The sequence below is a fragment of the Nostoc sp. UIC 10607 genome (assembly GCF_047228265.1).
Lineage (GTDB): Bacteria > Cyanobacteriota > Cyanobacteriia > Cyanobacteriales > Nostocaceae > Nostoc > Nostoc foliaceum_A.
Map to the genome: position 1 here is coordinate 1 of NZ_JBIQNW010000069.1, position 21,981 is coordinate 21,981.

Below are 21,981 nucleotides of genomic sequence, written 5' to 3' on the forward strand. Positions count from 1 at the left end.
CAAAGCCCCCTAGCTTATTTCACAGCTAGGGGGTTTTGATTTCATGTATCTACCTGCTAAAACAACACACTATCACCCAATACGGTTCAGTTAAGGCTGAAACTCAGGTAAATTAAGGATTATCCCTCTTTTGTTACTTTAGGGAAAGAAAAATAGAAAGACGATTAACTAGCAATAGAGAAAGGAATGGGAAAAGCTCGAAAACCATTCATCAATTCAATTAACTTAAGGAAACAGCGTCTCATCCCAGGAATATTGAATACATCTAACCAAGGTAACAGCAAATGGTAGAAGATATAAGGCTGAACAATTAGTCTCAAGTTATTCAGGGAACTTTTCCATGTCATGCCCGTTTCCCACTCCCGATGTTGGCTAAATTCAGTAGTTGATGCATTGATGAATGAAGAGGAATCAGGACTAGAATTGGGAAGATTTTCAGATACCAGTTTCTCAGCTTCTAAGTGGAAATAAGTCGCCTGAACGCTAACTAAAAGATAAGCACTAAAAATTATCTCCCACCAGCGCTCAATGCTTTCATAGTCTGTTAGGCGAAAATCAGCCCAGCCAAGTTCATTCTTGACTTGTTTAAAGCCATATTCAATCCAGTTTCTCAAACTATAAAGTTGAGCAACATTAAGGTGAATATCGACAGATAAATTAGTCATAACGTACCAGCTTTCATCTCCTGTAGGGTCAGGAACATTACTTTTACTGATTTGGTAATATCTCAAGCGACGACGTTGACCAAAGATGATTTCTCGGAGATAACGAGTTTCTGTTTGACGATGTGAAAGCTTTTGCTCATAAGCTTTCCAGGAGTTATAACGCTTCCGGCTTCCGGCTGACATCAACACACCATGATTAGAACGAATTGCCACGATAAATTCTAGGTTTAATTTTTCTAATACTCTGATAACATCTCCACTCTCTCCATAAAGGCTATCTGCCAATACCAACTTGATTTTAAAACCCATTTCTTGTATCTGTTGAATTATTTCTACCGCTATTTGTGGTTTCGTTTTATATTTATCTCCTGATTGCAGTCGATTTTCCGGTTTAAAAATCTGAAAAATTAATGGATAAGTCATCCCATCTACTACACCATAAGCATTAACTGACACTATTCCATTCTCGGTTTTGCCTAAATTTCCTATATACTGACGAGTTACACAGTCTGTAGATTTTCCCTTTTTCTTATCTCCTGTTTCGTCAATACACAAAATTATTTGTCTTTCTCCAATAAACATTTTTGTTAGCCATAACCTCATTTCTCGCACCGCGCTATCAAACGTTGACCATCAGCATAAGTAGATTCAAGATTATACCCCCCAGTTTTACAATCTTTAAACATGGTCTCAATGCCACTCCGTAGCTTAAATGCTTTAATGGCATCTTTGAGACTATCAAGGTTAGTTAATAAAAACCAGCCAGCAGGCTCAACAACTCCACGATATTTGCGCTTGTAATATCCGGCGAGATTAAAATTAGCAAAATCTTTCTGTTTCGTTGCTTGAATACCTGTTAAAAAGAACGAGATGCCAGGAGTTAATTCCAAAGATTGTAAGCGTTGGTATGATTGGTTTTCTTGCCGAATATAAGTACCTTGTTTCTGACGCAATACAAAGTCAATGCTCTTGCTATGTAACCAATTTGCTAGTTTTATACTGTGGAACTCTCTATCTCCCAGTACCAGCATTTGATATCCCTTAAATAACTGTAATAGTGGACGAATTAATTTTTTCTGCTCTCCCAAATTGCTACATCCTTTTTTCGGTAACAATATCCAGTACACAGGTATTGCTCTTTTTTGTTCTATTAAACTAATTACAAATACATTTTGCGAACGCCATTGTGTTCTATCAATCGCAAATATCAGCCGTTTCTCTCTTGTTTTCAGACTATTTTTTACCCATCGTTTGAGCAGGGGAAACCACAGATATGGAATCGACAACTGCGGTAGCAGTAAAAATCTTTGTATACTCCGCCGGCGACTTTCAAATCTTATCGGTTGTGGAAAGACTGTTGCTAGTTTCTCAATTGTCACAGTTTTATGAAATTGCAATAGCATCAGCAATATTTCTAGCATCTTGTACTGCGCGGGTGTCAGTACATAATGAGCGCAGTTTTGGTAGAATTTAGGTAACATTATCATTTGATAGGTCTTGTTGAGAGTACCTGACCTATCTTTTTTTACCCCAAAACGGTCACACTCCTCTATTTTCTTGGCTTCAGCCGCTTTGTCACCCCTTCAGCTTTTGTACTTCAATACCTTAGCCAAAAAAAGATTATGAAGAGATAGGGCGCTCCGTAGTAGATGGCTAAGGTATTCTTAATTTAAGATTCCATCTCAGCCAATTCTAACCAGCGTTCAGTCGCTACATCGATCGCGTGCTTGAGCTTTTCCACATGATCGTAGAGTTTTTGCACTTGGCTATAATTCCCCGGTGAGACATTCGCTAGTGTTTTCTCAGTTTCCGCTTTCTCAGCCTCTAACTGGGCAATTTTACATTCCAACTGCTCAAATTCTTTTTTCTCCCAATTGGATAACCTCCGCCGCTTGGTATTCTCTACATCCTTGGGTGAAGATGCACCATTTTGGACTTCGGCATTTTTGGGTTTCTCCTTAGTGTTAGCAGCTTGTTGCTGTGCCTCTTCAGCCTTCTTATAGTCGAGATAAATCGAGTAATTACCTGGATATTGCCGGAGATTACCGCCTTCCTCAAAGGAAAAAACTGTGTCGATGGTGCGATCGAGAAAGTAGCGATCGTGAGAAACTACAATTACACACCCGACAAAATCTTCTAAATAATCCTCTAATACTGCCAATGTCTGAACATCTAAATCGTTTGTCGGTTCATCTAAAATTAAGACATTAGGCGCACTCATCAAAACCCGCAGCAGAAATAAACGGCGTTTTTCACCACCAGAAAGTTTATTAATTGGCGCATACTGTTGATTACCAGGAAACAAAAACCGCTCCAACATTTGAGAAGCAGTAATTTGAGTCCCATCGGTAATTTTAATAAATTCTCCTTCTTCTTTGATATAGTCAATCACGCGCTGATTTTCGTTTAAAGCTGTGAGCAATTCTTCAGAATGCTGGTCAAAATAACCGATGTGAACTGTAGTCCCAATTTCTGCAATACCAGAATCTGGCTTAATCTGACCAGTAATAATATCCATTAAAGTAGATTTACCTGCACCATTAGCGCCGATAATGCCGATGCGGTCTTCTGGACTAAATTCGTAGCTAAAACTATTGATGAGGGTACGCCCATCATAGGCTTTAGAAATGTTATCTAATTCAATAACTTTTTTGCCAATGCGACGACCAACTGTAGAAATATCAACTTTACCCTGAACTTGTTTAAATTCAGTATCTCGCAAAGCATGAGCGCGGTCAATTCTAGCTTTTTGCTTAGTACTTCTGGCTTTCGGACCTTTTTTGAGCCATTCCAACTCGCGCCGCAACAAGCCTTGGTGTTTACGTTGACTACTTACGGCAGATTCTTCAGCTAAAGCTTTCTTTTCGAGGTAATATGAATAGTTACCTGTATAGGTGTAAATGTCACCTCGGTCAATTTCAATGATCCGATTGGTAACGCGATCCAAAAAGTAGCGATCGTGGGTTATTAGAAAAAGTGCGCCGCGATAACGATTTAAATAACTTTGTAACCATTCTACAGAAAGAGCATCGAGATGGTTTGTCGGCTCATCCATCAGCAAAACATCTGGTTCTGCTAGCAACGCTGATGCTAAAGCAATCCGCTTGCGATAACCTCCAGATAAAGTGCCTATTTTGGCATCAAAGTCAGAAATTCCTAATTTGGTAAGGATGATTTTAGCATTAGTTTCTAGTTCCCAAGCACCACTTATATCCATCCGTTGCATCACCACAGAAAGGCGAGACATCAGTTGGCTATCATCTGGATAGTGAGCCAATTTATCTGAGAGTTCTTCATACTCACGCACTAAAGCCATGTGTTCGCCGCTATCAGCAAAAACTTGCTCTAAAACTGTGTGATTTTCATCTAAATCTGGCTGCTGGGGTAAGTAGATTATTTTAGAACCGGAGTTGATTAAAATTTGACCACTATCAATCGATTCTAACCCGGCGATCATTTTTAATAGGGTTGATTTTCCTGAACCATTCGTACCAATTAAGCCAACTTTGTCAGTAGCATCGAGGCTAAAGCTAGCATCTTTTAAAATCTCTTTGATGCCAAAGTCTTTTGTGACTGATTGTAGTGTAATAATACTCATAATATTTAGTAATTTTTCATTGCTCATTAGTTAGTAGGTAAGGCGCAGACCCTACCTACATTTGCCGAATTCTATACAAATAAATCCAAGGGAAGATGCCCATACATTTCGTTGATTCCCTCTTCGTCATAAGACTGACAAGATACTAATACACCACGATGATGTCCATCATAAGAATCGAGATAACACAAGCCATTTTTGCCATTTAATTTGATATAAACTGGGCCTTCAGGTGTAGACAAATTATGTGGTGGTTCATAACCTAAAGCCAGAGAATATGTCTTCATAGCCAGTATTCCTTCTTCTGCTGTATCGGCACAAATTCCTAAGATTTGATAATCAGCAAGTTTGGTGAGCAAAATTAAGGCATTACGAATGACTACTTTTTCTGATGGATTAAGGATGGGAGCAATGTCTAGACAGTTGAATTTATTCAGTAATTTTTTCGCTTCTTCAGCGGTGAGATTCTGATGATTGGGGATTGACATAAACTTCGATTATTATCTTCTTGGTTTTCTGTTGTGTTTGAGTTGGGACTAGCCCAACTAACTAAGTATTATTTACACAAATCAAGGTTGATTTTGAACATTTCCAAGGTTGAACATGAAGGGGATGCCGCTTTTTGAGTCACCACCCATAACGAGAACTTTGGGCATCTGAGCGCCGCCAGTCCTCCAAGCTTCAATTGCTTCTTTTTGCAGAACTAACTGTCCTCCTTGGGCTTTGAGTGTCTCTGCTAAGAGTCTTTGAGCTTCTGCCCTACCTTTGGCGCGATTAACGTCTGCTTGTGCTTCTTGTTCTGCTTCCCGTGCTACATAAACGGCTCTTTGCGCCCGTTGTTCAGCAATTTGTTTTTCTTCCACTGCTCTGGCAAATTCTGGTGAGAATGCTAAATCAACTACGCTAGTATCTAACACAATTATCCCATATTTGTCTAAGCGATCGCCTAACGCTTGATCAAAGTCTTCTTTCAATTCACTTCTTTTGGTAATTGCTTCTTCTACTGTTCTTCTAGCTGCTGCAATTTTAAATGCTTCTTGGGTCTGGGGTGCAATTATTTTTGATACAATATTTTCTAAAGTTCCTTGTTTCCTTCTAACTTCAACTACCTTTACAGGATCGAGGCGAAAGTTGATCGCAAATCTCGCAGATAAATTTTGCAAATCCTTAGTAGAACTCTCCGCTGGCACTTCAAACTTTTGCACAGTCAAATCATACACATCTATCACTGAGATAAAAGGCGGTTTCACGTGAATTCCTTCCAATAAAGCGCCATCTCTGGCTTTACCCAAGATGCTGATCACTCCTGCTTGTCCTGGGTTAATAATGATAAAAGAATTTAGCCCGAGAATCACTAGTATTGCTAACACAATTCCGAAAACTGTGGTTTGCCAATTTCCCAATTCCTGATTTTTCAAATTCCTCTCTCCGTGTGAGTGCTGAGTTACCGAAGTTCAGATGTCTGACGACAAGCCGCTCCGATTTCTCGCTGAGTGGTAAGTCCTGAGTAAAATAGTACGGTTAAATCTGAGAGTAGCAAATAGTCAAAACTTTTGCTTTGAATTGAGTAAACTCAGTTTCTAGTTTAAGTTTCACTCTAGTAACTGTTTAGAGATTTTAAAACCCCTACGCTCAGTGTAAAGGATTAGTCATCAGTCATTAGCTATTTGAAGATGGGGGATAAAGTAGTAATCAATAACTCGGTAAATTCCTACGCCGTTTTTGACAATAGATAAAATCCCTCTTCTCAGTAAATAGCTTCAAGGAATCTGACAACAGCAATAAGATTTTGTTTAGTATCAACCGTTCCCAGCGCGTTGAGTTTACGTGAGGTACACCCGTAGGGGCACGGCAGTGCCCATTGGTGTCAACTTAAGCAAAAAGCCTTTTCAAATCTCGTTTCCAGCAAGAGGCTGGAAATGCAACTCAAAAGCGGCTCTGCCGCCAGGACGGCATTCCCAGTCGGAGACTGGGAACGAGACAAGAGTCAATCTCTAAAAGCTTGTTAGAGACTGGCTTTTACGTTAAGTTGACACCAATAGGCAGTGCCGTGCCCCTACACCTAGCAATATAATGTTGTACCGCTTTCATTTTGCGATCGCGCCAACTAACTCTTCAAACAGCAGGTTAGCCACCTTCAAGAGATCGAGAAGTTTTCTCTAATCTATTTACCCTTAGACAGATGCTGGAGTTTTTACGTCAAACCATAGGAGTAGTCTGTGAAGTGTATCTGACGTAGGACTGGCTTGGGTTGCTTCTAGGCGATTAATTCATAAGTTTATTTTATAAGCCATCAAAAGCAATCAACTTTTTGGGCTATCGAGAAACTGTATTATAAACAACTATTTTTGGCGTAGGCGTAGTCCAACCTAGGTATCGCAAAACTTTTCGGTCTACTGAATTTAGGTTACTTAGCAGTCGGGAAGGTAAAATCAGGTTTGAAGCGATGATTACATGATTTATCTGTTTCAGCATGAACAAAAAATGGGCCGTCAAGCGAATCACTATAAACTTGGCATCAAATGAAGCTAAGAACCTTGAAAAGTATTGTGAACAGACAGGCAGACCAGCAACGGATGTGATTCGAGAACTCATTCGAGCCTTGCCACCGACGAAATAAAAGTGGATTGGCGAACTATTTAACCTTGGTTCGTTCTCAAGTTATAAGCATTAGAGTTTGGTTTAATTGGAGGTGTTAAATTAACGATTGATAATTTTTTGTGAGGATTGAGAAGGATGTAAATATTGAGTGAAGGCGTGCTATGCCCGCCGTAAACGAGCGCAGCACGCCGAAATAAGATGGACGTGATAACTATTATTGAGTTGCACAATGACGAGTGAGAGACTGTTTCTCCGATTCGGCGGCTATCCTTATTCTGTCGCAACTTCTGTCAGAGAATAATTTCTAACTCTTGTTTTTAGTATTTTTGCAACAAACAACAGTATTGAAATAGCAAATATCCAGTCGTGAGGGTCTAATCTATGATTACCGCTCTTGATTTACTCTTTTCAGAGTAAAACTGCAAAATCTTTTACTTTAGTCATAACTCTTCTGGACTGGGACTTTGCCAACTGGGCGTGAAAAATCAGGTCAAGGCAAGGTTTGAATGAGTTCCCGAATCACATCTATTGCTGGCCTACCTGTCTGTTCACAATACTTTTCAAGGTTCTGAGCTTCATCTGATGTCAAGTTTAAGGTGATTCGCTTAAGCGCCTTTTTCTTGCTGGAGGTTGCCAAACGGGGAAATTTAAGTGCAGCAGTTTTATTCATTGATTGATAGGCTAGATATATACAAACTTTCTTTATCAAGTTTGCCAATTCAGAAACGTATTTACCAGTGAAAATCGAGATTTTGAGATTGAACTTAAGCTTTACGCCCGAAATGTGTTACTGAAAGTTAAAGGTATTAAATAACTAAAGCCACACGTAATTAATCAGCCATTACGTGTGGTGCAAGAAGCTTTCGGCTGAAGAGCTTATGTCAGCAATACCCCACAGACCAGATTTTCTGTTTTGGGCATACATCTCTTTGAAATCCTCTACAACATGAGATTATTCGTTTGTGATAGCTATCACCTCATATCTATAGCAATCTAGTAGATAATTCCTTTTAGTTAAAGGCGGATTACCCAAACGTGAGTTAATACATGACTTTACAGAATTGGAGACGCAAGCGTGGCGTTGCACTTACTACCAAGGGTTTACAAAAAATTCAGCAAGCAAAGCATCAATCAGAAGCAAAGGAAAATTTTGGAAACAGGTACACTCTTGAAGAAATGAGTGCCCGCTCTGGGTTATATTCCGCTACCATCTCGAAAGTCTTGAATCGGGAAGGAGGAGTTGATAAACAGACTCTTGAAAAGCTATTTTTAGCTTTTCATCTAAAAATAGATAAAAGTGACTATTCAAGCTCAAATACTCGTCTAGATTTGGGAGAAGCTATCTTTAACTCAGTTTTTTATGGGCGTACAGAAGAACTTGCCACGCTAGAGCAATGGATTCTCCATGAGCACTGCCGATTGGTCACGTTATTGGGGATAGGAGGCATTGGGAAAACAACACTGTCTGTAAAGTTTGCTCAACAGATTCAGGACAACTTTGAGTATGTGATCTGGCGATCGCTACGAGAAGCTCCACCTGTTAAAATTATTCTAAGTAACCTGATCCAATTTTTATCTGACGAACAGGAAACAGAAGGTAACTTATCAGAAAGCTTTAGTGAGAGGGTATCGCGACTACTCTATTATTTGCAAAATCATCGCTGTTTGGTGATCCTTGATAATGCAGAGTCAATTCTCCGTAGTGGTAGCCGTGCCGGACTTTATCGAGAAGGATATGAGGAATATGGTGAGCTTTTAAGACGGGTAGGAGAAGCAACTCACCAAAGCTGCTTAGTGCTGACTAGTCGTGAAAAACCGAAAGAAGTGGCATTACTTGAAGGAGAAGCACTACCTGTTCGCTCATTACTAGTGAGTGGCTTGAAGGTGGGGGAAGGGCAAGAAATCTTAAAACTCAAAGGGCTATCGGCGGCAGAAGATGAATGGAAAGTAATGATTGAACGCTATGGAGGCAATCCATTAGCCTTGAAGATAGTTGCCACGACCATTCAAGATGTTTTTGATGGTAATGTGACTGGATTTTTGCAACAAGACACAGCTGTTTTTGGAGATATTCGCGATATTTTAGAGCAGCAGTTTGAGCGCTTGTCAGATTTAGAAAAGAATATAATGTACTGGCTAGCAATTAATCGTGAGTCGATTACCCTCTCAGAATTGCGAGACGATATTATATCACCAGTACCTCAAGCTAAATTACTAGAGGCTGTAGAATCTTTAGGAAGGCGATCACTAATCGAGAAGGCTACGCCTACGCTCATTGAAAAAACTGGATCACTTTTTACTCTCCAGCCTGTAGTTATGGAGTATGTGACTAGTAGCTTGATAGAAAATGTCTGTGAAGAGATTGTCACTCAGAATATTGATTTATTTAGATGTCATGCTCTCATGAAGGCGACAGGTAAAGACTATATTAAAGACACTCAGCTTCGTCTCATAATCAAATCAGTTATAGATGGATTGCTTAATGTTTTAAGAAGTAAAAGAAACATTGAAAATAAATTAACTCAACTTTTAGTAAAACTCCGAGAAACATCGCCGTTAGAATCAGGGTATACGGCTGGAAATATTCTGAATTTGCTTTCTAATTTAGAAACAGATTTAAGTGGCTATGATTTTTCTTATCTGACTGTTTGGCAAGCAGATATGCGTAATATGAATTTGCACAATGCAAATTTTGCTCATGCCGATCTCGCTAAGTGTGTTTTTGCGGAAACCCTCGGTGGTATTTTTTCGGTAGCCTTTAGCCCCAATGGCAAACTTCTAGCTACAGGCGATACTAATAATGAGATTCGCCTGTACCAGGTTGTAGATGGACAACAGATGCTCACTTGCAGGGGTCACGCTGGTTGGGTTCGATCAGTTACCTTCAGTCCTAATGGAGATATTATGGCTAGCGGTAGTGACGATCAAACAGTGAGGCTATGGAATGTTAGCACTGGTCAGTGTGTTGCAAATTTGCAAGGGCATAGCAGTGGTATCCAGTCTATCGCCTTCAGTACTAATGGTCACATGCTGGCGAGTAGCAGTGAGGATAAAACTGTAAAGTTTTGGGATATCGATACTGGCCTGTGTTTTAAGACTTTATCGGTAGATGATTATAGTGTATGGTCAATCGCCTTCAGCCCCGATGGTCATACAGTGGTAACTGGAAACGACAATCATACCCTTAATCTATGGGATATCAACACTAGTCGATGTATTAAAATATTTGAGGGACATACCAATCGAGTACATTCCGTTACCTTCAGTGCAGATGGTCGCATTTTGGCTAGCGCTAGTCATGATCACACAGTGAAGCTATGGAATGTTGACACAGGACAATGCTATTTAACACTACAAGGTCATACTGACTCAGTACATTCTGTTACCTTCAGTTTGGATGGACATATTATTGCTAGCGGTAGTGATGATCAAACGGTGAAAGTCTGGGATGTTGCTACAGGTAAATGTATTAGAACTTTGAGAGGACACAGCAGCCGAATATGGACAGTTGCACTAAGTTCCGACAAAGACAGCTACATTCTGGCTAGTGGCGGTGATGACCAAAAAGTTATGCTGTGGGATGTGAGTACTGGTCGTTGTATTAGGATTTTTCAAGGTTATTGTGATGGAGTTTGGTCTGTCGCCTTCAGCCCAAACGGTTACATGTTGGCTAGTAGTGGGTCTAACAAAATTGTAAGGCTTTGGGATGCTAGCATTGGTACGTGTCTTCAAACCTTGCGGGGACACAATAATCGGGTTACATCAGTTTCTCTTAGCCCAGATGGTCGCATTTTAGCTAGTGGCAGTGAAGACCAAACGATAAAATTGTGGAATGTCAACACTGGTCAATGTTTCACAACCTTAAATGGGCACAGTAACCGTATATTAGCTGTTACCTTCAGCCCAAATGGTCTGATTCTAGCAAGTAGCAGCGACGATCGCACAATAAAGCTATGGGATAGCAGTACAGGTCAATGCATTAATACCTTTAATAGACAAAGCCATCGGGTCTGGTCTATCGCTTTCAGCCCAGACGGTCAGATACTAGCTAGTGGTTGTCATGACCAAACAGTGAAATTGTGGGATGTCAACACTGGTCGATGCCTTGAATCGCTTCAAGGACATACTGATTGGCTGTGGTCAGTTAGCTTTAGTCCTGATGGGCAGCTTTTAGCGAGTGGCAGTAGCGATCAAACGGTGAAGTTATGGGATGCGAGAACAGGTAAACACCTTAGAACTTTACAAGGTCATACCAGTTCTGTCTACTCAGTCAGCTTTAGTGCGGATGGAAACCTTCTAGCGAGTGGGAGTGGGGATCAAATGGTGAAGTTATGGGATGTCAGTAGTGGACAATGCCTCAAAACATTGTCAGGACATACCAAGTGGGTTTGGTCACTTGCCTTCAGTGCCCATGATCAAACCCTGGCTAGTAGTAGTCAAGATGATACAATTAGAATATGGGATGTGAAGACTGGAGAGTGTCTAAAAATTTTGAGGAATGATAGACCCTATCAAGGCATGAACGTCACTGGCATTACAGGTATAACGGAGGCTCAGAGAGCATCTCTGAAAGCTTTAGGAGCAGTTATTCATGGAGAAGGCAATCCTACAGTTTTCAGATGAAAAACCTGGATTATCATAAAAAACTAAATCACTTTTTTCAAGACTTAGCTTTTTGATACACTCAAGAACTTGTCTCCATTCTTCTGAAATTTATATGATGCTTGTCTAATTTCTACTTCATATCCCTGCTTGATCAATTGGTTTATGACTGTCAGCAAAAATGGAGATAGCTTGCCAGAGGTATCTAGCAGCGGAAAAATGCGTGTCTCTATAGCAACTCGACACATTTCTGCAATAGAAGCGAGATGGAACTCTTCAGATAGGTGTTCAGAATAGATGAATAAAAAATGAGAACATAAGGCTAAATCAAATTTTCGATCAGCAAATGGTAAAGTAGGTAGCTCACCTGTAACATAACGTTTCTCCTGAATTCCTAAAGAAAAGTCTTCAATGAATTCCTGCATTGCGGATATTCTAATCTTTAGTAACTGGCTTGGCGATTGAATATCCTGCCAAACAAAATTATCTGGATTTCCTTGCACCGCACTCATGACTTCACGGCTAGCTTCTTGGATGTGTCGAGCAATCTCAGTTTTACTTAATTTGTAGATGGGATCGCAAGAGACAACATTGCCTCCTCTACGGGTTATCTCAACATTAAAGCTTGCAGGGCCACCTGCACAGTCAATAATTTTCAGTTTGTTATCTTCAAGAGTTAAACCAAACATCTTGGTGTATTCTTCAGCAGAACGTCCCCATATAAGGATTTTCTCAAACTTAATCACCATAACTTTTATTCCAAGAGTTACATTATTAATTCAGGACTCTGGACTTACCCTATGAATAACTTCAAAAACAGGTATAAGTACAATTTTTGCCCTAACTTGACGCTTATTTTTGTATCTCTCAACCGCGCATCCAACTGCACCTAAAACACCAAGCGCCAACATTCCTAATACAGCAGAAGGTTCGGATACAGGTACTGGCTTCACGGCTGAAAAAGCTAATTCTCCAATTAGTTTGTGAACGGAGGTTGTGGGGTGGATTTGGTCCCAAAATAAAAACTTATCTGGTTCACAAGCAACTGGCTGCTTGGGAACATTAATGGGCACTACCGATAAGTCTCCAACACAAGATTCGGTAACATTTGTAAAACCGAATTCTTCTGGAGCAGCGATGATTGTATTGAATAGAGAATTAACATCAAGAGGAATGAGATTAATATCAGGGCTGAGTTGCTGGCTCAAAAAGTTGAGATTTGCAGTCAAACTGGAGTTGTGTGCACTCGTAAAAGTGCTCAGTAAGCTGGAATCTTGATTATTGCCGCCTGTAACTGGAAACTTTCCTAAATCTGGTAAGTTAACCACCAGAAAGTTTTTAGCACCAACAGCAGCAAGCGACGTTACTGATACTGATAAATTGTTGACTGCTTGGGTAGGATTGGGAATGTCACCAAAAAAGTAATCTAAATAATCATTCGTACCAGCCCAGATGACGTAGAGAGCGTTCGGGTTTGCAGAAGGATTTGTTGATGTAAAGCTATTAATCTGTTGCTGCAATCCTGGTAAACTAGCAATGCCGATATTCTTAGACCCTGTGGTTGCGCCACCATAGGCAAAGTTGGTGTTTAGATTCAAGTTTAATCCTAAATTGGAGGCGAGATATTCCACCCAAATTGGGCCATTGGAAAAACGTCCATTAAAGTAAGTTGGACTTGAAGGAATGATTCCACCTGTGGCATTGAATACATTGCCTGTATCAGAGAGGCTATCACCAAACACATAAATCTCGTCATTATTCTGTGCTAAAACTTTGAGCGGAAATATGAGAGATAAAATAAAAATTTCGGTCGCAAGAATTTGTTTCTTCACAGGCAACTACTCAGATAAATATTAATTCTTGGTAAACAACCTTAACAAGAAGGAGCTTTGGTTCTGTCTTTAGAACTTGTCACTGCCAAGTCAGATTCTATTTTATGGATAGGAGCAGAACCTAGCGCTACTTTGCCCCAACGCATCACACTCGCAGAGGCAGCACCTGCTGCACCAAATCCATAAACAAGAACTAAGTCATTTTCGCTAATTTTTCCTAACTGTGCAGCATGGTACATATTAACTATAGTAAGTACTGGCCCAATGTTTGCATATTGTGGATAGAGGTCAATTGTACGTTCTGGATTAATACCCAGTACGCGCGTACAAAAGCGTGCGAACCAAGCCGTAGGTGTGTTGAAAATAAAAAAGTCTATTTGTTCAAGGGTCACACCTGCTGCATGAATAGCACCTTCACAACAAGTGCGGAGAAACCCTACAGCCGTTTCGCGAGTTAATCTGTTTGCATCCTTGCTGACCTGCATATGAACCTGCAAGTTGCCCTGTATATCCTTGGCGATCGCAGGGTAAACTAGATCGGACAGGGCACCAGCATGAATAGTCTTAATACCAAGAATACCCTGATGTGATTCAAGTTTACTTACCACAAAAGCTCCAGCACCATCGCTAAGAAACCATGAGGCAGTATCATCTTCGGGGACAAAGTGAGAGTAAGAGCATGAGATAACTACTAGTACGTTGTGATACTGTTCTGCCGAAACCAAAGCATAAGCAGTCTGCAACGCAATTAAAGTGCTACCACAGCTTGCATCGATATTCCAAGCTGCACCCTGCAAACCTAGCTCACGCGCCAGAAAGGCAGCATCACCAAATCCGATTTGTTCAGGCCAGATCGAGGCAACAAGCATCAGATCGACATTTTCCAGAGAAAGATTTGCAGCCGCAAGGGTATCTTTTACCGCACGGCACTGTAGCATTAGTGGTGACTCATTTGGACTTAGCACCCACCGTTCGACAGTCCCCCGAAAGGGATCTGATAGATAAGGCACCATCTCCAAGTCAAACTCACTCTTGGGGGTGGAGCCATCAAGAGTGAACCACCTTCCTAAACTTTTTTGCTCTGCTTGAGCAACCAATTCCGGGTATTTTTCTCTGTAGTAATCGTTGTTACGTTTAATGCTAGGTAAGCTTACAGCGAGTGAGCGAATACCTACTGCATGTTGTGCCATAAAAACTTCTTTTATATACTAGGTTAGTAGTAATCATTTCTACTACTCTGGGTAATCAAATTCTGAATACGACTTTCAATTGGTGCAGGCTGAGTAGGGTCAATGACTACATCAACCACGAATGGAGCGATCGCTGCCATTGCTTTCTCTAGAGCCGCCTCGATGTCAGGCTCTCTCTCGACACGGATACCATCAGCTCCCATCCCGCAAGCAATCTTAACAAAGTCGGTTTGGGGAATATTTGCATCTACACCCTGGAAGCCCAACATTCCCATCCCTCGATCGCACATGTTGTAGCGTCCGTCATTAAGTACTATCCAGACAACTGGAATCTGGTACTTCACAGCTGTGCTGATCTCGTTATTCATTAGCATGGCACCGTCACCAACAATGGCGATCGCCTTACCACGACGAGCTAGTGCCGCACCGACAACGCCAGTGGTGATATGCCCCATAGACGCGAAACCGCTACAGTTTCGGTAACGATGTGGCTTGGCAAACCGCAGCATGTAATTTGCCCAAGCAGACGAACTGCTTGACTCGGCCATCACCAATACATCACTTCCCTCAACAATCAGTCTTTGGATAGTATCCATAAGCACTACGGGACGTACTTTCCCGTATGTACGTAGATTGATTATACTGTGTTCAGGTCTAGATAGTATCGGTTTTGTCAATTGAACAGGATGCTGCGAAAAGTGTTTCAACAGACCCTTCACAAACACTTTGATGTCAGATGGAATCGCAAAGGTCTCAGCAGATGGATATGCAGTTCCTGGTATCTCTGGGTCGATGTCAACATGCAAAAAGCCCCGCAAAGGTACCATTACAGGGAGCAAGAGTGATGTGCGTTCGCCTAAGCGTGTTCCCAGAACTAAGGTGCGTAAGGGTCGATACTCCTGCATGTACCTAAAAACAGACTCATGCCCACCGAACCCGGTAACACCTACAAACTGAGGATGATCTTCAGGAAAAATACCTTTAGCCCGTGGTGAACACATTACAGCAGCCCCTGTCTTTTCAGCAAGCTGGCAAATCTCGTTTGCAGCACCTCGTGCCCCGAAACCAACCCAAATGGCAAACGGCCCCTCAGACATTAGCTGGACACATTTTGTAATTGTTTCCTCAGTTGCTGTTGCCACACCATTAGACAGAGTTACTCGTGGCAACGAAGTTTTTAGTGAACTTGTCTGGATATTTGTTGGAATACTTATATGAGCTACAAATCCTCCTGGTTGTCCTAGTCCAAGGGCAAGCCTTCGAGAAACCTCTGTGAGTTCATCACTAGATTCGACAGTGGTTGCATAATGGAATATTTGCCCTGAAGTAAAAATCCCGGCGCTAGGCATAGTGTAAGTGCTAGTTTCTTGGCAAGCCCAACGCCCCCTCTGTGGTGCTGAGGTTGAAGCTGACACGAGGATCACCTTAGCTCCCTCCCAACGGGCAGCTAATAACCCAGTTAAAGCGTTGGTGATTCCCGGTCCTGTAGTAGTGAATACCACAACCGGGCGATCGCTAGCAAAGTGGGCCTCAATGGCTGCAAAAGCTGCTCCAGCTTCGTGGCGAAAGTGCAGCACCTGGATGGGACTTTGATGTAACGCTGCCCACACGGGGGCGATCGCGCCTCCCGAAACACCAAAGGCATATTGCACTCCCATGTCTTTCAGGATTTTTACCACTGCCTCTGCTACCGAAAAAGTTACGGATGGCTTGATGTCAAATAGCTGTTTATTTGAATTTAATTGTTCAGTGGTATTCGCTTGTGTATCCTGAAATTTAACATCCATAGAAAATATATTTAGGAATAATTTCCTCTGTGGGATAATATTATCCCACACCCAAAGTAGCTCAGTGCAAATATTTGTCGTTTAAATCATGCAGCAAGCAGCCATGCTGAAGGTAAGAGGCAAGAGGTTTTTAGCCCACTTCATCTTTATTTAAGATAGTTTAGTTTTGTTGTGCCAATCTACTTGCTTATCTTCACACAGTTTGGTCTTTTCTTGCTTACCAACTTAAACTCTGCTTTGATATCAAATAAATGTTAAGAGAGTTTAAGAGGAGCAAATGTGGCGATGCCTGCTGCGGGCTGCGCCAACCAGATGGGTTCACCCGTCTTTTGGTTTGTGAAAACTGAACACTACTAATCAAGCTCTGGAGTATAAAAAGGTGGTTGACTTAAATCAGTACAGGGCTTTAACTTTCGATTGTTACGGAACCCTGATTGATTGGGAAAACGGGATCTTAGGGGTGCTCAAGCCACTTCTGCTGGCACACAACGTTAATCTCGATGAAAATCAAATTCTGGCACTTTTTGCTGAATTTGAAGCAGAAATGGAAAAAGGAGAATATATCAAATACCGAGAAGTTTTGAAGAGGGTAGTCCAGAAATTTGGTGAAAGATTTGACTTTGAGCCAACTGCTGACGAACTAAAGTCACTGGCTGAATCGATTCAGCATTGGCTGCCTTTCTCCGATACAGTTGAGGCACTTAAAACTCTCAAGCAAAATTTTAAGCTGGTAATTATCTCAAATGTAGATGACGATCTCTTTGCTTTCTCGGCAAAGTACTTAGAGGTGGAATTTGACCAAATAATAACAGCAGAACAGGCAAGAAGCTACAAACCCTCCTTAAACAACTTCAGACTGGCTCTTGAGAAAATTAATTTGCCGCTAGAGCAGATATTACACGTTGCTGCTAGTCTATATCATGATATCGTTACAGCCAAATCTCTGGGATTATCAACAGTCTGGGTAAATCGTCGAGCAGACCAAAAAGGATTATTAACCACAGTATCAGCAGTAAGTCAACCCGACTTAGAAGTGCCTGATTTAAAGACTCTCACTGCTTTGAGTTCACTGAAACAATACTGATCAATAAGTGTTGAGTGCCCAGCACTGTTTCAATGAGGTTCTGTTGTTACAAAACGAAACAGGGATTGCAACATAGATTGATTCTGCCTTACTCTGGAAAAACTACTACACCAGTTTGAGACCACATTAGCCCTTCTTTATGAGGGCAAAGTGCAAGGGACGGGTGACGCTCGTATCAACGCTCTGCTTCTGTCTCTCCAGATCAGTGCCCTGCCGATAATACTTGTTCAATAAAACACTTTGATAGCCTAAAACGATGAAAGCATCTGCTAATTTCGACTTTGAAGACGAGAAATTCAATGCACCGCCTTCTCAAGTCATCCCTTGGTGTCAGATGATTAATCCTCGGTATGGCACAGATGGTATACAATCTCACGGTTTGGCGATTAAGCTAGATAATGCTCATGCTGTTGGCTTTGTGCCAGATGATAATTGGCAGCAAGTGGAGCATGAATTTAGCTCTGGAGTCGAAACAGTCTTTATTAGCACTACTCCACACTTGGTTTTAGTGCGTCGGGGACCATTGTCTGTCAAAGACCGAGAAAGTGGTCTAAAGCTAGGTACGCTCAAAGATAATTATGATGCTTTTTTAGCCGACAAACTTAAATTTAAAACCTTTACTCGCTATCTAATTTTTATAGTGGGTGAGAATAAAAAGTTTTTACATGAATCACCACTACAACTAACACTTAATGGTGCCGCCGGAGCAAGTTTCAGCAAAACCTACTGTGAATATCAACAAGGTAAAGTAGTTAGTGGATTCGTTGCTGAACTAGAAAAGGCTTATGCTGTCTATCGCAAACAACCTTTGACACCAAAAGGCCCATTGTTTCATGCTCATGGGATTTTTTGCCCCATAATTGAGTGTGAAGAAAGAGGTATTGAACCAAATACAGTTCTGGTAGCTTCAACTGTAGACTACAAACATCCGACGGTAGGGACTTTAACACAATACTTAATTGCTTCGGATTCACTTGAGTCTGCAATGATTTGCAAGACTTTTGAAGAATACAAAGATTTTGGGAAGGAACCCGTAAAATCAGAAATGCCTAAATTAGCAATGGCAGGGGTTTCCAAGTCTTACGTTTATGCTGATGAAGATGATTTTGCTTATCCGCCCTATTAGGTGGGAGTAGGGATTAGCAGCTGCCAACAGCTTAATACTATACTGCACCGGAACGTACCAAAATGGTTGGTTGAGTTGCAAAGGTTATCTACGTCAGGTAAGCGCTAACATATATGTGATTTTGTCTAGCACATTATTTGCTATTCTTGCGCTTATGAGTTGATGCACACCTTGGATATTGCATAGCGATCGCTTGGGACGACCAGAATTTTATATTTATTGGGGTGCTTCTTAACTAAGAACCCATAAAATTGAACTAGGTCTATCACAAGAATGTGAGCAATTCTGCTATGAAAACCCTGGCTAAATGGTCTGTAGACGACTATCATCGCATGGTTGAGGCGGGCATTCTGCGTGGTCGTCATCTGGAATTGCTAGCAGGTGAAATTGTTGAGATGAGTCCAGAAACCCCAATTCATTACACCACAGCAAAACGAGGTGCAAAGTATTTAGAAGAGTTGCTCTTAGGTAAAGCTGATGTTCGTTTCAATGGGCCTATTACACTATCCGACTCGGAACCCGAACCTGATATTGCAATTGTTCGACTTCCAGAATCATCCTACAACGATCGCCATCCTGCTCCTAAAGATATCTTCTGGATTGTAGAGGTTGCCAAGACAAGCTTAAACAAAGACTTGGAGATCAAGGCTGTGATTTATGCGACGGCTGAGATTCAAGAATATTGGGTTTTAAGTTTATCGGCTAAACAGATGATTGTGTTCAGAAACCCGCAAAATGGTAAGTATGTTGAAGAATATACTATTAAGCAAGGAACGATTACACCGTTAGCATTTGCAGATGTTTCAGTATCCGTTCAAAGACTTTTGCCATAGGGTGGCGTTGCTGAATCGAGTGATGAATAGATGTATATAGGTACAGTTCTTCCGATATGCAACGCCAATTTTTTTACTATCTGAGAACCTTAGCTGTAAGTTTAAGTTATCGTGTTCTGATAGCCCTCTCGGTTAACTTCTGACTTTTAACTCCTGCCCAAACGGTGAGCGGTTGTCCAACTTGCTTGTACAGTAAACTTTCTAGAATCACACCATTATTATTAGCGGTAAGAGTTTTATTCGGCTGACGTAGAGACTCATAAAAGCCGTTGTACCAGCCATCTTTAGATTTAAGGTTAGCTTGGACAAAATCAAATAACTGGCTGGTGTAAGTAGTATTGTAAAGCACATGCCAGCCGATCGCAGCTTTGGCACTGAGAAATCGTAAATCGTTGTGCTGTTGTCGGGTATCTGTAATGGTTGCCCAAGGTTTCCCGTTGACAAACAGACTACTGTAAACGAAGTAAGGAGAGCGATCTAAGTTGTCTTCGGTGACGGCAGTTAATTGTTTGGTTGCTTGGTAACGCGATGCTTGAGCAGCTAAAATCCGATCAGCATAAGCTTTAGGCAAAGCTTGAAACCCAGTTTCGATGCCATCTAAAATATAGGGTTCGCTAAGAACGTAGTTATTAGCTCCAGAGTTTTTATAGTCGCGGAGATCGTAAGGAATTCCTTCTCCGTAAAGATCAACAAACGCAGCATGGGACTGATAATCCAAAGCTTTATTAACATCCAAGCCCCAAAGCTTTAAACCGTATGCAGCATAATTCTCATAGCCCAAGCGACCTTCTTGGTTATACTGTTCTCTACCTTTGATAACAGCAGTACCGTACATTTGTCCCCTTCTGGTGAGACGCTTGACTTGCCAATGCTTCCAAACCGCTTCTGTTTCTAGTCGCATCTCTGGATACTTTGCCCCGACAATCTTCAACCAGATTGCCATCCGTCCTAAATCGATGGCTGACCAACCAATTTCTTCGCGTTTTTCTAGTTGACCATAATTAACGGGTACGAGGGTTTTTGCATTGTAGACTTTGTTGGGTAGTTCCCCTTTGTATAAAGGCATAGATGCCAGTGTCTTCAACATTTTGGTCATTTTGGCATCAAATTCAGCCACAGGCACGATATTGAGTTCTCTAGCACTGACCAAAGCTGCGATCGCTGCTGTCTGATCCCACATACTGACAGAAGCAAAGCCATCAACAGAATTGACCAAGCCAGTTTCATCGTTCCAGTTACGCTGGAAGTATGACCAAGCCTGACGGGCAGTTGTCGTTTCCTCTGGGGTCAGTTTTCCAACTCCAGGAGCAACATAGGGAATTATCGCTACTGTTAATTGGTTTTTAGGAATGGGTTGACCTGGCAAAACTACAGATTTCGCATCAAGGCTAGCAACTATTTCAGCTTCTTGAGCAGAAGAGAGGGGATTTTGGGGTTTCTCCGGTTGTACCAATGGGCGTGAAGCAGTTTCGGATGTTGATATTTCAGGTTTTTCTATAGAAGTCTTGGAAAATTGCTTAGACCAACTAGTTAAAATTGCGATCGCTATTACAGCAGTAACTACTCCTCCGACAGAAGCTAGTATGGACAAGCTCTTAGGTGGCGGTTGAAAATCAGAACTCATACTGATTAAAGCCTTATTTTGTAAGTCAGTGTTGTTTGCGTAGTTTCACCAAATACATTCTTCCCAACTTTCAAATCTAACTAACACCCAGAAGTCCACCTGACTACTACAATAAAATAGTCACGCACCCGATCTCTGGAGTTCTAGCAGTGGGCTTATTTGATGATTTGAGTCGGTTTTTAGAAAACCGTTTAGAAGAATTCTTGCGTAACAATCCACATTTGGAGTTAGAGGCGCTGCTAGAACAGCTGCGTGAGCAAGAGGAAGGCACATTAAAGCTGATCGCAGATTTACAAGTACAAGAGAAGCGATCACAAGAAGAAATTCTGTCCACCGCTCAAGAAATTCAGCGTTGGCATATCCGTGTTCAAAAAGCCAAAAACGCTGGTAGAGAAGATTTGGCGGCTGCGGCGGGTGAGCGAGAAGCAGCCCTGTTGCGCGAAGGAAATCAACGTTGGGGACATATGCAAGGGCTGAAAGAACGCATTAACCAATCTCAGGAACTACTGCGAAAAATTCAGCAGCGACGACAGGAAGTGCAAGCTAAAGCCGCTGAGGCACAGACAGCCCGTGCTAAAGCGCAAACTCAGCAGCGTTTTGAAACCAGTGGGTGGTCGAATCAAACTAGCAGTTATTCTAGTGGGTTTGATGACTTAGAAGAGAAGTTCCGTAGCTGGGAAACTCAGGATGAGCTAGAACAAATGAAGCGCAATTTGGGTAAATAATCGCAAAGGTTAAATTGTAAAGGATGAAAGTTAAATAATAATTTTCATCCTTCACACTTCTTATTTTATTTAATATCTGTATTGCTAATAACAAATTTTGTTATTTATTTAGTATTAAAAATTTTAGATATTCATACTTAGTATAATCATCAAGCAAGTCAATTCTAGAAATTGTATTTAATTTACTAATCAGGATTTGCTTTTCTGATAAAGTTTAGTAAATACAAGTTTTACCTCTTCTTTGTACTACTATCACATCGTAAAAATACCTAATTGTTTTGAGTAACCGCCAAGGAGGAGAGAATCTAGTAAAT

General features: G+C 41.3%; 17 protein-coding genes. 6 read left to right on the top strand and 11 right to left on the bottom strand.

Annotated elements, in window-relative coordinates; all coding sequences use genetic code 11:
• Window positions 1-164 precede the first annotated feature (164 nt).
• The 5 genes from ACEYW6_RS30875 to ACEYW6_RS30895 form a co-directional block, all read right to left on the bottom strand.
• Complete coding sequence (locus ACEYW6_RS30875; protein ID WP_412982783.1) at window positions 165-1,268, bottom strand: IS701 family transposase; 1,104 nt, start codon at window positions 1,266-1,268, stop codon at window positions 165-167.
• The gene (locus ACEYW6_RS30880) at window positions 1,265-2,086 is read right to left on the bottom strand and encodes an IS4 family transposase (protein WP_412982784.1); all 822 of its coding nucleotides are present in this window, start codon (window positions 2,084-2,086) and stop codon (window positions 1,265-1,267) included. The genes ACEYW6_RS30875 and ACEYW6_RS30880 overlap by 4 nt, the downstream gene beginning before the upstream one ends.
• Window positions 2,087-2,334: 248 nt before the next feature.
• Window positions 2,335-4,263, bottom strand: a complete 1,929-nt coding sequence (locus ACEYW6_RS30885; RefSeq protein WP_412982785.1) for an ABC-F family ATP-binding cassette domain-containing protein — start codon at window positions 4,261-4,263, stop codon at window positions 2,335-2,337.
• Window positions 4,264-4,334: 71 nt separating this feature from the next.
• Window positions 4,335-4,751 carry a DUF1824 family protein gene (locus tag ACEYW6_RS30890; RefSeq protein WP_412982786.1) on the bottom strand — a complete coding sequence of 139 codons (417 nt, stop codon included), beginning with the start codon at window positions 4,749-4,751 and terminating at the stop codon, window positions 4,335-4,337.
• 81 nt (window positions 4,752-4,832) lie between these two features.
• Window positions 4,833-5,681, bottom strand: coding sequence for a prohibitin family protein (locus ACEYW6_RS30895; RefSeq protein WP_412982787.1), 849 nt, complete (start codon window positions 5,679-5,681; stop codon window positions 4,833-4,835).
• A 1,055-nt stretch (window positions 5,682-6,736) separates the two neighbouring features.
• Between ACEYW6_RS30895 and ACEYW6_RS30900 the strand changes: the two genes are divergently transcribed.
• Window positions 6,737-6,883, top strand: a complete 147-nt coding sequence (locus ACEYW6_RS30900; RefSeq protein WP_412982788.1) for a ribbon-helix-helix protein, CopG family — start codon at window positions 6,737-6,739, stop codon at window positions 6,881-6,883.
• Between the two features lie 471 nt (window positions 6,884-7,354).
• Here the strand turns inward: ACEYW6_RS30900 and ACEYW6_RS30905 are convergent, their stop codons facing one another.
• Window positions 7,355-7,534 (bottom strand): CopG family transcriptional regulator, encoded by a 180-nt coding sequence (locus tag ACEYW6_RS30905; RefSeq protein WP_190895456.1) that lies wholly within the window; start codon window positions 7,532-7,534, stop codon window positions 7,355-7,357.
• 377 nt (window positions 7,535-7,911) lie between these two features.
• Here ACEYW6_RS30905 and ACEYW6_RS30910 point away from each other — a divergent pair, with 377 nt between their 5' ends.
• The gene (locus ACEYW6_RS30910) at window positions 7,912-11,487 is read left to right on the top strand and encodes an NB-ARC domain-containing protein (protein ID WP_412982789.1); all 3,576 of its coding nucleotides are present in this window, start codon (window positions 7,912-7,914) and stop codon (window positions 11,485-11,487) included.
• Between the two features lie 44 nt (window positions 11,488-11,531).
• Here ACEYW6_RS30910 and ACEYW6_RS30915 read toward each other — a convergent pair whose 3' ends face one another.
• The 4 genes from ACEYW6_RS30915 to ACEYW6_RS30930 are packed head-to-tail and all read right to left on the bottom strand — an operon-like array spanning window position 11,532 to window position 16,275.
• On the bottom strand, window positions 11,532-12,215 hold the full coding sequence (locus ACEYW6_RS30915) for a class I SAM-dependent methyltransferase (protein WP_412982790.1): 684 nt from the start codon (window positions 12,213-12,215) through the stop codon (window positions 11,532-11,534).
• Window positions 12,216-12,245: 30 nt separating this feature from the next.
• On the bottom strand, window positions 12,246-13,298 hold the full coding sequence (locus ACEYW6_RS30920; RefSeq protein WP_412982791.1) for an SGNH/GDSL hydrolase family protein: 1,053 nt from the start codon (window positions 13,296-13,298) through the stop codon (window positions 12,246-12,248).
• Between the two features lie 41 nt (window positions 13,299-13,339).
• Window positions 13,340-14,488 carry a 3-oxoacyl-ACP synthase III family protein gene (locus tag ACEYW6_RS30925; protein WP_412982792.1) on the bottom strand — a complete coding sequence of 383 codons (1,149 nt, stop codon included), beginning with the start codon at window positions 14,486-14,488 and terminating at the stop codon, window positions 13,340-13,342.
• Between the two features lie 23 nt (window positions 14,489-14,511).
• Window positions 14,512-16,275 (bottom strand): ScyA-related TPP-binding enzyme, encoded by a 1,764-nt coding sequence (locus ACEYW6_RS30930; protein WP_412982793.1) that lies wholly within the window; start codon window positions 16,273-16,275, stop codon window positions 14,512-14,514.
• 379 nt (window positions 16,276-16,654) lie between these two features.
• On the opposite strand from ACEYW6_RS30930, the gene ACEYW6_RS30935 reads away from it, so the two are divergent.
• The 3 genes from ACEYW6_RS30935 (at window position 16,655) to ACEYW6_RS30945 (ending at window position 19,318) form a co-directional block, all read left to right on the top strand.
• Complete coding sequence (locus tag ACEYW6_RS30935) at window positions 16,655-17,359, top strand: haloacid dehalogenase type II (protein ID WP_412982794.1); 705 nt, start codon at window positions 16,655-16,657, stop codon at window positions 17,357-17,359.
• Between the two features lie 256 nt (window positions 17,360-17,615).
• Window positions 17,616-18,485: a DUF5895 domain-containing protein gene (locus ACEYW6_RS30940; protein ID WP_190895449.1), complete on the top strand. Its 870-nt coding sequence runs from the start codon at window positions 17,616-17,618 to the stop codon at window positions 18,483-18,485.
• A gap of 290 nt (window positions 18,486-18,775) precedes the next feature.
• Window positions 18,776-19,318, top strand: a complete 543-nt coding sequence (locus ACEYW6_RS30945) for a Uma2 family endonuclease (protein WP_412982795.1) — start codon at window positions 18,776-18,778, stop codon at window positions 19,316-19,318.
• A 106-nt stretch (window positions 19,319-19,424) separates the two neighbouring features.
• On the opposite strand, the gene ACEYW6_RS30950 is transcribed toward ACEYW6_RS30945, so the two are convergent.
• Window positions 19,425-20,942, bottom strand: a complete 1,518-nt coding sequence (locus ACEYW6_RS30950) for a DUF3131 domain-containing protein (protein ID WP_412982796.1) — start codon at window positions 20,940-20,942, stop codon at window positions 19,425-19,427.
• Between the two features lie 149 nt (window positions 20,943-21,091).
• Between ACEYW6_RS30950 and ACEYW6_RS30955 the strand changes: the two genes are divergently transcribed.
• Window positions 21,092-21,667: a TIGR04376 family protein gene (locus ACEYW6_RS30955; RefSeq protein ID WP_190895461.1), complete on the top strand. Its 576-nt coding sequence runs from the start codon at window positions 21,092-21,094 to the stop codon at window positions 21,665-21,667.
• Window positions 21,668-21,981 lie beyond the last annotated feature (314 nt).